Raw genomic sequence first — 14,139 nt, forward strand, 5'->3', positions numbered from 1 at the left:
ACTGTTGTTGATGGATAACTTTATGAAGGTCCTAATCCTTAGTGATTAGGCCTTTTTTTCTCCTCATCAATGGAGATATTATCTTATAATATAATCATATCTTTTATTTTTAATAGTAATCAAGTAAAATTAGTTGTAAGTATTGGTATCTCATATCTTTGATTATATGGTGTAGTTGAATACTAATTCATTTGAAGAATTATGAATTTTTCTTATACCACTATTCAACAATCATTAGATAGTGTGGTAATTTCCTTTAAAAAATTAATTTAATTTTCAAAATATATATTAGAAAGAGGTACTAATTTGAATTCAGAGCAATATAAAGAATTATTAACTTCACAGTCAAAAGAAGTATTAATTCGATTACTAACAAAATATACTGAGAATAAATACGAAATAAAGAATGATATATTAGCTGATTTGGGATTTTTGGATGAAGAAGAAGAAATAGAAGATGCAAAGGAACGAATTCGAGAAATTATTTATGAAAATAGGAAACAAGGGTATGTTTCGTGGAGAGGATACGACAATATTAGTGAAGTAGTCGATAATCTGCTCTCTATTTGTGACGTGAGATTTAGTCAAAATTATTTAAAAGCACCTATGTTAATATTATTAGATTTATTAGAACAATTAGTAAAGGTCAGTGAGTATACAGAATTAGGGTTTATGATTGAGCAAGAGAGTATACTTTCTAAAATACGGATTTATGTAGAAAAACTGTCTGTTAAAGATGGGGCAGATGAAAAGAAAAAATTAATTGTTACGAATGTTATTCGATATGCTAAAAAAAATTTTTGGAATGAATGGGCGGTGAGTGATTTTGATTTACTCAGTCTCATTCTTCCTTTGCTAAATACAAAAAATACGGATAAAGTATTGAAAATTGCCGATAAAATTAGTACAAGATTTGATGAATATACACAACAAGATAGGAAAAGTAAATATTTATTATTTAAAATTAAATTGTTCTTCCAAGTAAATAAAATTAAAGAAGCAGAAGAAATTATTAATAATAATTTAGATATTGATGATGTTAGAATGTTTAAAGTTGAGTTAGCTGTTTCAAGAAAAGACTATGAAGTTGCAGAAAAATTAGTACTAAAAAAATTAATTACAGATAATGATAAAAATATTCAATATTTACAACCTTGGTATACTCGACTAGATACTATCTATGAGGAGACAAATCAAGTTCAAAAAAGAATTGAGTATTTAAAACAGGCATTATATAAAGGCAATGATTCCGATTATAAAAAATTAAAAAAGCTTTTAGTTGATAATGGATTTTGGAAAGCTGAATACCCTGATATTCTGAAAAACATTTCTAAAACACTTGATAATTGGCAACTTGCACAGATATTAGCAGATGAAAACGAAGCTACCATTTTGCTACAATTAATTAAAAAAAATCTGAATTTATTTATGAATTATGGAAAATATATTTACCCACTATATCCCAAAGAAGCTAACATGATGTTTGAAAGCATAGTTAAAGATTTAATAGTTAAAGCTAAAAATAGAAAAGACTATCAAAATATTGGCGATTATATTTTACGGTATAATAACTTTGGAGATGAGGAAGTAGCAATATCTCTTTGTGAGGGTTTGAAAAAGAAATATAAAAATCGGCCTGCACTACAAAAAGAAATGGATAACGTTATGGAAAGAATAAAAAATTATGATGTTTATGGGAAGTTTTGTGAATAATAACGTAGCTAAAACTGTTGGTAAATAGGTATTTAGGAATGATGATAGATAGTTATCTCTTAAATAGAAATTTCAATATTTATAAAAATTAGAATCGATATCCCTTGTTTTACTGATTATGATATACTGTTAAAAGTATATTAACGGAGGTAAGACAATGGACGGAATTATTCCACTATTCAAAGAACGTGGTATGACCAGTCATGATTGTGTTTTTAAGTGTCGTGGCATTTTTCAAACCAAAAAAGTTGGTCATTCAGGTACTCTTGATCCAAATGTTGATGGTGTTCTACCGATTTGTATTGGTAAAGCGACAAAAACAGTAAACTATTTGATGAATTCTGGCAAAGTATATGCGGGTGAAATAACACTTGGTTTCTCTACAGAAACTGAAGATTTAGATGGCGAAATAATCGAAGAAAAAGAGATTATAGATCCTTTCACATCGGAAGAAATTGATGATGTTATGAACCAGATGACAGGTACAATGATTCAAATTCCACCAATGTTCTCAGCTGTTAAAGTAAACGGACGTCGCTTATATGATTACGCTCGTAAAGGTGAAACAGTGGAACGTCCAGAAAGACAAATAACGGTGACTTCATTTATTCAAACGAAAGCTACAGAATATGATTTAGAAAATAAAAGACAAAAAATTTATTTTGAAGTTGCATGTGGAAAAGGGACCTATGTTAGGACGCTAGCTGTTGATCTCGGTAAAAAATTAGGTGTACCTGCAGTTATGTCCGACCTGACTAGACTGGAAAGCGGCGGTTTTAGAATTGATAAGGCGTTTACCCTGGACCAATTAAATGAGGCTAAAGTCAATGGGACGTTAGAATCGTTGTTATATCCAATTGATACAGCGCTAACATCATTTAAAAGGTATGAATTAACAACTGAACAGTGGCTTATTGTCCAAAATGGTGGATTTTTAGCAGTTGATTCGTTTAATAATGAGCCAACAGTTTCTCTAGTTTATGAAAATAAAATTAGATGTTTATACAGATTGAATAGTGAAAAAAATCGTTATCAGTCTGAGACAATGTTTGATTTAGGATAAAGGAAGATATTGGAACATGAAAGTTATTTATTTAACTGAACCGTATAACCCTAACGAAATTAGTAATGATTCTATTTCACTTGCTATGGGTTTTTTTGACGGTGTTCATTTAGGACATCAAAAAGTAATACAAGAAGCTAAGCAAAAAGCTAACGAAAAAAATATTAAACTTGCAGTAATGACATTTGATAAGCATCCGTCAGTACAATTTCAAAAAGCACCCGAACAAAGTGTAAAATATTTAACGTCTATGGAAAAAAAAATATTATTAATGAAGCAATTAGGCGTTGATATTTTTTATATTTTAACGCTAAATAATAGTTTAGCAAAAATGGAACCACAAGATTTTGTCGATAAATATATGGTTGCATTGCATGTAAAGGTAGTAGTTGCAGGATTTGATTATACGTATGGTAAAAAAGATATCGCAAATATGGATACACTACCTTTATATGCTAATCAAAAATTTGAAATTATTACTGTGCCTGAATTAGCGACGAATCATCAAAAGATAAGTTCATCTCGAATTAGAATGGAAATTGATAACGGACATATTAGCGATGTTAATAAGTTATTGGGCTATAAATATGAAACACTTGGTAAAGTTGTTCACGGTGAAGCTAGAGGTAGAGAACTTGGCTTTCCAACATTAAATTTAGAATTCAATGAACACATTCGAATTCCGGGACCCGGAATATATGTGACTAGCGTTCAGGTTGGTGATGTCTGGTATCGTGGGATGGCATCTATTGGCTACAACGTAACGTTTGGAAAAAATCGTGAATTAACGGTCGAAATAAATTTATTTGATTTCAACGAGATGATTTATGGCCAAATTGTTACGGTTCAATGGTTAGCATATTTGAGAAGTGAAGTTAAATTTGAAGGTATTCCTGGATTAATTACGCAATTAAATAAAGATAAAAAAAATACTAATACTTATTTTGACCAACACATATAAGTATTGGTTTAATGGCTGACTAAATAGGATATATTTAGTCAGCCATTTTCTTTAAAAAAGTGAGTGCATTCCTTGACAATAATCTCAACATTTAGTATATTAATAGTTGTCTTAGCACTCCATTGTGTTAAGTGCTAAAAAGAGGTGATTGATCATGCTAACAGAAAGACAAATGTTAGTGTTAGAAGCAATTGTCAGAGTATATACAGAGGTTGGTCAACCTGTTGGTTCTAAATCGGTCGTTGATTTTTTACCAATGCATGTAAGTTCAGCAACTATCAGAAATGAAATGGTGACATTGGAAAATAATGGGTTAATTAAAAAAACACATTCTTCTTCTGGTAGAATTCCTTCATTTTTAGGTTATCGATATTATGTTGATCACATTGTTAAACCCGGCGTTGTTCCAGCAGCGGAATTAGCGAATATTCAAAATTCTCTTGGTGTTCATTTTCAAAAGATTGATGAAATATTTGCAGAATCAACTAAGATTCTTTCGGACTTAACAAATTATACAGCGATTTCTTTACGACCTGAAACAATGGAAAGTCGTCTCGAAGGTTTTCGATTAGTACCATTAGGAAATCATCGAATTATGGCTATTCTTGTGATGAGTAGTGGCGTTGTTGAGAATCAGACATTCAGTATTCCTAAATCGATTAACGGATCAGATTTAGAAGCCGTAACAAGGTTGTTGAATGACCAATTAATTGGGTTGTCATTAGCTGAAATTTCTAAGAAGTTAAGAACAAGTATCCCAGTTATGTTGGTTAATTATATGCGTAGGCCAGCTGGTATTTTAGATATTTTTGGTAATATTTTAAAGCAGGCAGCACGTGAACAAGTTTTTGTTGGCGGTAAATCTAATATATTAGATTTTGCTACCGATAGTAACGTGGATGAATTAAAATCATTATATGATTTAGTAGACACATCAAATAACAAGAATATTGGTGAATTAATTGGAATTCAAGGTAAACCTATTCAAATTAAAATTGGTGAGGAATTAACGAACCAATTACTTGATAACTATAGTCTTATATCAGCTAGTTATGATGTTAGTGACCATGGTCAAGGGGTTATCGCATTATTGGGTCCTACAAATATGCCATATTCAAAAATGATTGGTTTATTAGATGCATTTAGTGATGAGCTTGCTAAAAAATTGTTAGATTATTATCAACAATTTGATAAATAAGAAAAGGGGTGTTGTGTGTGGTTAAAGATGCCAAAGAAGATTTAGTTGAAGAAGATGTTACACAAGAGCAACATCAGTCTAGTGAAGCAACTAATCAAAATGAGAAAAAAAGTTCTGTTACTGATAAAGTAAAAGAAAAATTTAGTAAAAAGCCTTCTGATGCAGATAAATTAGTTGAGTTACAAGCTAGTTTAGACACAATGGAAGATAAATATTTACGAGCAGAAGCCGAAATGGCAAATATGAATACACGCTTTAAGAAAGAACAAGAACAACTCTTAAAGTATAGCGGGCAATCATTAGCTAAAGATGTTCTACCAGTTATCGATAATTTGGAACGAGCATTGGCAATTGAGGTTGACACTGAGAGTGGCGAACAACTTAAAAAAGGTATTGAATTAGTTTATAAAGATGCACAAAAAGCATTAACTAATAATGACGTTATAGAAATTGCAACTGATGACGTTACTTTTGATCCAAATGTTCACCAAGCAGTTCAAACAGTTCCAGCTTCTGATGATCAAAAAGCAGATACAATTGTTCAAGTCCTTCAAAAAGGATATAAATTAAAAGATAGAGTGTTACGTCCAGCAATGGTCGTTGTCGCTCAATAATAATATAAGAAGAGGTAGATAAATTATGGCAAAAATTATAGGAATTGATTTAGGAACAACTAACTCAGCTGTTGCTGTGTTAGAAGGTAAAGAAGCAAAAATTATTACAAACCCAGAAGGAAATCGTACAACACCATCTGTTGTTTCATTTAAAGATGGCGAAACTCAAGTTGGTGAAGTTGCTAAACGCCAAGCAATCACAAACCCTGATACTGTTGCATCAATTAAACGTCACATGGGAGAAGAAGGCTACAAAGTAGATATTCAAGGAAAATCATACACACCACAAGAAGTTTCTGCTATGATTTTACAATACATCAAAGAATATTCTGAAGCTTACTTAGGCGAATCAGTAACACAAGCTGTTATTACAGTTCCTGCTTACTTTAACGATTCACAACGTCAAGCTACAAAAGATGCTGGTAAAATTGCCGGTTTAGAAGTTGAACGTATTGTTAACGAACCTACTGCTGCTGCTTTAGCATATGGTCTTGAAAATACTGAAAAAGATGAAAAAATCCTTGTATTCGATTTAGGTGGTGGTACATTTGATGTTTCTATCCTTGAATTAGGTGATGGTGTCTTTGAAGTACTATCAACAAACGGTGATACTAAACTTGGTGGAGATGATTTTGATCAAAAAATCATGGACTGGTTAGTTGAGACCTTCAAAAAAGAAAATGGTATTGACTTATCAAAAGATAAAATGGCAATGCAACGTCTTAAAGATGCTGCTGAAAAAGCTAAAAAAGATGTATCTGGTGTTACTAGTGCACAAATTAGCTTACCATTTATTACAGCCGGTGCTGCTGGACCTTTACATTTAGAAGCAACATTATCACGTGCAAAATTTGATAATCTTACACAAGACTTAGTTGAACGTACACGTATTCCAGTTCAAAATGCTTTAAAAGATGCTGGATTAACAAATGCTGATATTGATCAAGTTATCTTGGTTGGTGGTTCAACACGTATTCCTGCTGTTCAAGCATTAGTTGAAAAAGAAACAGATCACAAACCTAACCAATCAGTTAACCCTGATGAAGCTGTTGCACTTGGTGCTGCAATTCAAGGTGGTGTCATTACTGGTGATGTTAAGGATGTTGTTTTACTTGATGTAACACCACTTTCATTGGGTATTGAAACAATGGGTAGCGTCTTTACTAAGTTAATTGATCGTAATACAACGATCCCAACAAGCAAGTCACAAACGTTCTCAACAGCTGCAGATAACCAACCTGCCGTTGATATCCATGTCTTACAAGGTGAACGTCCAATGGCTACTGATAATAAAACATTAGGCCGTTTCCAATTAAATGATATTCCTGCTGCACCTCGTGGAATCCCTCAAATTGAAGTTAAATTTGATATTGATAAAAATGGTATTGTTAACGTTTCTGCTAAAGATTTAGGCACAAACAAAGAACAAAAAATTACAATCAAGAGTTCAGGTGGTCTTGCAGAAGACGAAATCGAACGCATGGTTAATGAAGCTAAAGAAAACGAAGAAGCAGATAAGGCACGTAAAGAAGAAGTTGATTTGAAGAATGAAGTTGATCAATTATTATTCTCAGTTGATAAAACTTTGGAAGAATTAAAAGGTAAAGTAACTGAAGAAGAAATTAAATCTGCTGAAGATGCTCGTGATGCTTTGAAGAAAGCTCAAGAAGATAACAATGTTGAAGATATGAAAGTTAAGAAAGATGAATTGAATAAAATTGTTCAAGACTTAACTGTTAAATTGTATCAACAAGCACAAGAAGCTCAAGGTGAAGCTGGTGCTGAAGGCACGGCTAAAGACCCTAAAGATGAAACTGTCGATGGTGACTTCGAAGAAGTTAACCCTGAAGATAAGAAGTAATCTTTACTAAATTTTGAGTGTGATAGAAAGTCAAAGGCCTTTGGGACTTTGGCTTTTTATTTCATGTTAGACATGTTATCCTATTTAGAGCAATAAAAACCAAAAAGGTTATTCGGAGGTACGGAATGGCAGAGAACAAAGATCCATATAATGTACTTGGTGTGACTAAAGATTCGTCACCTGAAGAAATAAAAAAAGCGTATCGTAAGTTATCTAAACAATATCATCCGGATATTAATAAGGATGCTGGTGCCGAAGATAAATTTAAAGAAATCACTGAAGCATATGAAACAGTTGGTGATCCACAAAAGAAAGCTGAATACGATCAATATGGTTCAGCTGGGTCTCAAGGTGGTGCTTACCGAGGATTTGGTGGTCAAGGACAACAAGGTGGATTTGGCGGCGGTGGATTTGAAGATATTTTCAGTTCATTTTTCGGCGGTGGTGGTGCTTCCCAAGATCCAACCGCTCCACGAGCAGGTCGTGATTTGCAATACGAGATGACATTGACATTTAATGAAGGTGTTTTTGGTAAAGAATCAACAATTAAATACAATCGTAAAAGTCTATGTGCTACTTGTTCTGGTTCTGGAGCAAAACCTGGAACTTCTCCAATTACATGTCATAAATGTGGTGGTCGAGGTACTATCCAAGTTGAGCGTCGTACGCCACTTGGAAACATGATGACTGAACAAGAATGTGATATTTGTCATGGTACAGGTAAAGAGATTAAAGAAAAATGTGATACATGTCATGGATCAGGCCATATTGATGAAAGACATGAAGTTAAAGTAACTGTTCCTGCTGGTGTTGAAGATGGTCAACAGATGCGTCTTCAAGGACAAGGTGAATCTGGTGAAAATAGTGGACCTTATGGAGATTTATACATTATCTTTAGAGTTCAGGCTAGTGGCACATTTGACCGTGAAGGTCCTGATATTTACATTGATGTTCCAATTAGCTTTGTCCAAGCTGCATTGGGCGACGAAGTAACGGTTCCAACCGTTCATGGAGATGTAAAAATGAAGATTCCCGCTGGAACACAGACTGGAACGACTTTCAGATTACGTGATAAGGGTGCGCCTAAATTACATGGTAAGGGTAATGGTGATCAAGAAGTGACGGTTAATATTGAAACACCTCGTAATCTTAAAAAAGAACAAAAAGATGCTTTGAAAGAATTTGCTACAGCTAGCGGTAAAAACGTTGTTGGCGAAGGTAATTTATTTGATAAGTTAAAAGATCAATTTAAAAATAAGAAATAAAGTTAAAAATAGAATCGTCTTCTAAGATGATTCTATTTTTTTGTATGCGAACTGTAATTGTGTTTAGTAGCGTTGATTGTTATAATCAGAAGAGATAGAAACAAGAAAGTAGGACGCTATTAATGGATTTTGAAGAAATGCAAGATAGACAAAAACATATTCGAAACTTTTCGATTGTAGCACATATTGATCATGGAAAATCCACACTTGCGGATCGTATCCTCGAGATGACTGATACAGTTACTAAACGTGAGATGCAAAATCAATTACTCGATTCGATGGATCTTGAACGAGAACGTGGAATTACAATTAAATTAAATGCGGTTGAATTACATTATCTTGCTAAAGATGGTGAAACATATATCTTTCATTTAATTGATACACCAGGACATGTTGATTTCACTTATGAAGTTTCAAGGAGTTTGGCGGCTTGTGAAGGTGCTGTACTTGTTGTAGACGCTGCTCAAGGTGTTGAGGCACAGACACTCGCAAACGTTTATTTAGCGATTGATGATGATTTGGAGATTTTACCAGTTATTAATAAAATTGACTTACCATCTGCTAATGTTGAAATGGTAAAAAAAGAAATTGAAGATGTTATCGGATTAGATGCCTCTGATGCCGTTCTGGCAAGTGCTAAAAATGGTATTGGTATTGAAGAGATGCTGGAACAGATTGTAACGAAAATTCCTGCACCAAATGGTGATTTAAAAAAACCATTGAAAGCTTTAATTTTTGATTCAATCTATGATAGTTACCGTGGCGTTGTTTTGAGTATTCGGGTGGTTGACGGTGTTGTAAAACCTGGCGACACAATTGAATTAATGAATAGTAAGAAAAAATATGAAGTGACTGAAGTTGGGGTTATGTCACCCAAAGCAGTTAATCGTGATTTTTTAATGGCCGGAGATGTTGGGTATGTTACAGCGGCAATTAAAGATATTCGAGATACACGAGTTGGTGATACAGTAACTTCAGCTGACAATCCAGCAACTGAAGCACTAGATGGTTACCGTGCAATTAATCCTATGGTTTATTGTGGGTTATATCCCGTAGATAATTCAAAATATAATGAATTACGTGAGGCACTTGAAAGATTACAATTAAATGATGCTGCTTTACAATTTGAACCAGAAACGTCACAAGCACTAGGATTTGGGTTCCGTTGTGGATTTTTAGGGTTATTACACATGGATGTTGTCCAAGAGCGGTTAGAACGTGAATCTGGGTTAGATTTGATTACAACGGCACCATCTGTAATTTATCATGTTGATTTAACTGATGGTGAGAAAATAATTGTTTCTAACCCTTCTGAAATGCCAGAACCATCATCAATTAAGCAAATTAACGAACCTTATGTGAAAGCAAGTATTATGGTACCTAATGAATATGTTGGAGCAGTCATGGAACTTTGTCAAAAAAAACGTGGTGTTTTTGAGACGATGGATTACTTAGATGAATTCCGTGTAAATATTATTTATCATATGCCTTTATCAGAAATTATCTTTGATTTCTTTGATAAATTAAAATCTAATACACGTGGATATGCATCCCTGGATTATGAAGAAGAGGGTTACCGTCCAAGTGATTTAATTAAAGTTGATATCTTGTTGAATGGTGAAGCAGTTGATGCATTGAGTTTTATTGTTCATCGTGATTTTTCTTTTGAACGTGGAAAAGGTATCGTCAATAAATTAAGATCATTAATTCCGCGCCAAATGTTTGAAATTCCAGTTCAAGCTGCTGCTGGACAAAAAATTATTGCAAGAACAAATATTAAAGCATACCGTAAGGATGTTACAGCTAAATTGTATGGTGGAGATCGAACACGCCGTATGAAACTTTTGGAAAAACAAAAAGCTGGTAAGAAACGAATGAAACAAGTTGGTAATGTTGAGATTCCACAAGAAGCATTTATGGCAGTCTTGAAAATTGATGAAGATGAAGAATCTAAGAAAAAATAAGTAAAAACGACAACCGGAAAAGTCTGGTTGTCGTTTTTTTTATGATAAGTATGCTTCATTATTTTGCATGTAAACCATCTCATCGTATGAAATTTGTTCTCTTAACAGATTTGCCGTTGCAGGGGTGATTAATTTTTGTTCTAATTGAAGTTGAACAAAATTATATTCTAATTGAAAGGCATTTATAAAAATATTATTTTGTAAGATAAGTTCAGTCTCATTTGAAAACATTCTTCTGTGTCTAACTGATAAAAATTGTCTAACCAGAGTAACGGCCATTGAATTGTCAACAGTGGTAATAGAGGTTAAATAAGTAATTGCTGCCTGATAACTAGATTCCTCCATTAAAATAAAGTCATCTTTTGTATTATTATAATATTTTTTGAAAGTATTTTTTTGATTTTCAGTAACCTGAGATAGCGCTTTTTCGCCTTTCTTAATAGCAAAATGTTTAAATAAATGAAGTGAATAGAATTTCAAGTGTATTATGAGATGTTTAAGTGAAAATCCACGGGTTGATTGATAAGTTGTAGCAAGATACTTTTCGTACCAAGAACCAGTTTTTTCAGAAACCTGACCACTCGATAATAATTCATGCAAAATATTTTCTTCAATTTCTTGTGTTTTTTCTAATAGGTCATAAAAATCACTCTTTTTAGGCCGTTTTAAAAAATTTTGTTGGTTATATAGCGTTTCAATTACTGTTTGTCTTTCTGGACTAGGAATATTTGTGACATTAAGTTGTTCAACAGTGTAAATAACCATCTTAGAACGAATTTCACCAATATTTTCTAAAATAGTAATCTCATTCTTTTTGGTAATTAAGTGCGGTAGTAGGAAAGTAGGAACTAACATGCTAATTAATATAACTAATGCAGCTATAAAAATGATTTCATTTCTCATAGGGAATTCAATTCCTGAAACAGTTACTAATGGTAATGAGTATGCCATGGATAGTGTAATTGTTCCGTGAATTCCACTTAGGGCAAATGTAAAATCGTCTTTTGTTGATAAATTTTTTAATAGGAAGTGGGACCATAGAAAACGCATTAGTGTCATAATAAAGTAAATACCAATACTAATAACAAGTAAAATTAGTGAATTAAATCCTGAGCTTTTTAATAAATCCGAGGTAACAGTAGGCAATGTTAAACCTAGAACTACAAAAACAAACCCATTTAAAGCATCTGTAAGTACTTTCCAAATACTACTTGATATAAATTGTAATTTAGTTGAAGATAACCGTAAACGATCTTTTTGAACACCATGAATTAAACCGGCAGCAACGACTGCTAAAATACCTGAACAACCTAATTCTTCAGATATAAAATAAATTAAAAAAGGAGTTATTATTTCAATTGGAATCATAATTGCTGTATCTTCGATGTGCCAATTTAGTAACGTTAACCTTATTTTAACGAATACTAATCCTAAAAATGCACCAATTAAGAGTCCACCAAAAAATGATGTGCTAAAAGCACTTAGACCTTCGTTCATAGAAAAAGTACCTGAAGAGAAAGCAGTTAATGCTAAACTAAGACCAACAATACCAGATGCATCATTAAACAAGGATTCATTTTCCAATATATTCATCATTGACTCAGGAATCGGTAAATTTTTTGTCACTGAAGATACTGCTACTGTATCTGTGGGTGTGACAATCGCTGCTAACGCAAATGCTAAGGCAAGTGATAAATCAGGTAAGACTGAGTGAACTAAAAACCCAGTGACAATTATTGTTGCACCAACTAAAATGATGGCTAATGAAAGCGTCGTTAAAATATTTCTAGCTAATGCTCTTCTAGATGTATTTTGGGCTTCATTGAAAATAATAGGTGCAACGATTATCATAAAAAATAATTCTGGGTTAAGTTCGAAATGTTGGAAATTTGGTAATAAAGAAAGCGCTAATCCTATACCAATTTGATAAAAAGCTTGTGGAACTTTTGGAAACTTAACAGCAATCACATTTGCGATAACCACGCCACCAAGTAATAATAAGATAGCAGATAGTGAATCCATAATATTGCCTCCAATAATTTCAATTTAGAATGGTGTCTATTTTAACACATGTCTAAATTTAACAACATAATAAAAGGCTAAGTTATCTAAAATAACTTAGCCTTTTATTAATTTATACGAATAAGTTAATAAGCATAACACCACCGAGCCCTGAAACAGAGACGACTGTTTCAAGAACGGTCCACGTTGCGAGTGTTTCTTTAACGGTTAGATCAAAATATTCTTTAATCATCCAGAAACCAGCATCGTTTACGTGAGATGCAATTAAACTACCTGAACCAATGGCGATAACCATTAATGCAGGATCAACGCCTGACCCAGCTATTAAACCACTGACTAGACCGGCAGCTGTTAATGCAGCAACTGTTGCAGAACCAAGAGAAATTCTAAGAAGTGCAGCAATTAACCAGCCTAACAATAATGGTGATAACGATGAGGATTCAAACATTCTTGAGATAACATCTGCGACACCACCATCAACAAGAACTTGCTTAAATGCACCTCCACCACCAATGATTAAGAGTAGCATTGCAATTTGTTTAATGGCAACTTCAAGAGAAGCCATAATATCTTTGACTGGGATCTTTCGGGCAATACCCATTGAATAGATAGCGAACAGAAGGGAGAGCAGCATGGCAACGCCAGGAGACCCAACGAACATGAAAAAGGAATCTATAGAGTTAGGGTTCTTTGGTGTTATCCCTTTATTAATAATCATGTCGTAAACTGTTGAAATAGCCATAATTACAACGGGAAATAAAGATGTCAAAGTACTCATTGCAAAACTAGGTGTATCTTCAAGTTTAAATTCTTTTTGTGTTCCTAATGCGCTTAAATTTCCTTTTTGCTTAAATGCCGAAGGAATATATTTTTTTGCAATCATAGCGAAAAGTGGACCGGCAATCAATGTTACCGGAATAGCTAATAGTAATCCGTAAATAAGAACCATCCCTACATTAGCATTTAGTGCTGATGCAATTGCAGTTGGGGCGGGGTGAGGTGGTAAAAAGCCATGAGTAACTGAAAGTGCAGCTGCCATGGGAATCCCAAGATATAAAACTGAAATTCCTAATTCCGTAGCAATCGCAAAAACGATTGGGATCAATAAAACAATACCAACTTCGAAAAATAATGCAATACCAATAATGAATGATGCAAGTACGACTGCTAATTGAATCCATTTTCGACCAAATCGGTTAATTAAAGTAGTCGCAATCCGATAAGCACCACCTGAATCAGCAACCAGTTTACCTAGCATAGCACCAAAACCGAAGACTAAGGATAAATGACCTAATTGACTACCAATACCATTTTCGATAGAAGTCGTGATTTTATCTAAAGGCATCCCTAATCCAATGGCAACAACAAATGATGTGATAATTAATGAAACAAATGTATTTAATTTAAATTTAATGATTAATAAAAGTAAAAAGAGAATCCCAATAAAAACAATTAAAAGTGGCATAGTAACTTTCCCC

10 protein-coding genes are annotated in these 14,139 nt (G+C 33.3%); 8 read left to right on the top strand and 2 right to left on the bottom strand.

What is annotated here, in order from left to right:
- Positions 1 to 306 precede the first annotated feature (306 nt).
- From AC1RPG_RS02005 to lepA, 8 genes are all read left to right on the top strand, one after another.
- Positions 307 to 1,713 carry a tetratricopeptide repeat protein gene (locus tag AC1RPG_RS02005; RefSeq protein ID WP_481761380.1) on the top strand — a complete coding sequence of 469 codons (1,407 nt, stop codon included), beginning with the start codon at positions 307 to 309 and terminating at the stop codon, positions 1,711 to 1,713.
- 157 nt (positions 1,714 to 1,870) lie between these two features.
- Positions 1,871 to 2,776, top strand: a complete 906-nt coding sequence (truB, locus tag AC1RPG_RS02010; protein WP_481761379.1) for a tRNA pseudouridine(55) synthase TruB — start codon at positions 1,871 to 1,873, stop codon at positions 2,774 to 2,776.
- A 16-nt stretch (positions 2,777 to 2,792) separates the two neighbouring features.
- Positions 2,793 to 3,737 (top strand): riboflavin biosynthesis protein RibF, encoded by a 945-nt coding sequence (gene ribF, locus AC1RPG_RS02015; RefSeq protein ID WP_481761378.1) that lies wholly within the window; start codon positions 2,793 to 2,795, stop codon positions 3,735 to 3,737.
- 154 nt (positions 3,738 to 3,891) lie between these two features.
- Positions 3,892 to 4,935 carry a heat-inducible transcriptional repressor HrcA gene (hrcA, locus tag AC1RPG_RS02020; protein ID WP_409022460.1) on the top strand — a complete coding sequence of 348 codons (1,044 nt, stop codon included), beginning with the start codon at positions 3,892 to 3,894 and terminating at the stop codon, positions 4,933 to 4,935.
- A gap of 17 nt (positions 4,936 to 4,952) precedes the next feature.
- Positions 4,953 to 5,549 carry a nucleotide exchange factor GrpE gene (gene grpE / locus AC1RPG_RS02025; protein ID WP_481761377.1) on the top strand — a complete coding sequence of 199 codons (597 nt, stop codon included), beginning with the start codon at positions 4,953 to 4,955 and terminating at the stop codon, positions 5,547 to 5,549.
- A gap of 25 nt (positions 5,550 to 5,574) precedes the next feature.
- A complete protein-coding gene (gene dnaK / locus AC1RPG_RS02030) occupies positions 5,575 to 7,410 on the top strand; it encodes a molecular chaperone DnaK (RefSeq protein ID WP_481761376.1) in 1,836 nt (611 codons plus the stop codon).
- A 125-nt stretch (positions 7,411 to 7,535) separates the two neighbouring features.
- The gene (gene dnaJ / locus AC1RPG_RS02035; RefSeq protein WP_481761375.1) at positions 7,536 to 8,675 is read left to right on the top strand and encodes a molecular chaperone DnaJ; all 1,140 of its coding nucleotides are present in this window, start codon (positions 7,536 to 7,538) and stop codon (positions 8,673 to 8,675) included.
- Positions 8,676 to 8,797: 122 nt separating this feature from the next.
- Complete coding sequence (gene lepA, locus AC1RPG_RS02040; protein WP_481761374.1) at positions 8,798 to 10,639, top strand: translation elongation factor 4; 1,842 nt, start codon at positions 8,798 to 8,800, stop codon at positions 10,637 to 10,639.
- Between the two features lie 39 nt (positions 10,640 to 10,678).
- Here the strand turns inward: lepA and AC1RPG_RS02045 are convergent, their stop codons facing one another.
- Complete coding sequence (locus tag AC1RPG_RS02045; RefSeq protein ID WP_481761373.1) at positions 10,679 to 12,661, bottom strand: cation:proton antiporter; 1,983 nt, start codon at positions 12,659 to 12,661, stop codon at positions 10,679 to 10,681.
- Between the two features lie 112 nt (positions 12,662 to 12,773).
- Positions 12,774 to 14,126 carry a gluconate:H+ symporter gene (locus AC1RPG_RS02050; RefSeq protein ID WP_481761372.1) on the bottom strand — a complete coding sequence of 451 codons (1,353 nt, stop codon included), beginning with the start codon at positions 14,124 to 14,126 and terminating at the stop codon, positions 12,774 to 12,776.
- Positions 14,127 to 14,139: the final 13 nt, after the last annotated feature.

It is taken from the genome of Dellaglioa sp. CoH-57-MRSF-18 (genome assembly GCF_056781995.1).

Excerpts from the sequence above, each read along its gene's own strand:
- truB (WP_481761379.1), top strand. The coding sequence starts at position 1,871 with ATGGACGGAATTATTCCACTATTCAAAGAACGTGGTATGACCAGTCAT.
- ribF (WP_481761378.1), top strand. The coding sequence starts at position 2,793 with ATGAAAGTTATTTATTTAACTGAACCGTATAACCCTAACGAAATTAGT.
- hrcA (WP_409022460.1), top strand. The coding sequence starts at position 3,892 with ATGCTAACAGAAAGACAAATGTTAGTGTTAGAAGCAATTGTCAGAGTA.
- dnaK (WP_481761376.1), top strand. The coding sequence starts at position 5,575 with ATGGCAAAAATTATAGGAATTGATTTAGGAACAACTAACTCAGCTGTT.
- dnaJ (WP_481761375.1), top strand. The coding sequence starts at position 7,536 with ATGGCAGAGAACAAAGATCCATATAATGTACTTGGTGTGACTAAAGAT.
- lepA (WP_481761374.1), top strand. The coding sequence starts at position 8,798 with ATGGATTTTGAAGAAATGCAAGATAGACAAAAACATATTCGAAACTTT.
- AC1RPG_RS02045 (WP_481761373.1), bottom strand. The coding sequence starts at position 12,661 with ATGGATTCACTATCTGCTATCTTATTATTACTTGGTGGCGTGGTTATC.
- AC1RPG_RS02050 (WP_481761372.1), bottom strand. The coding sequence starts at position 14,126 with ATGCCACTTTTAATTGTTTTTATTGGGATTCTCTTTTTACTTTTATTA.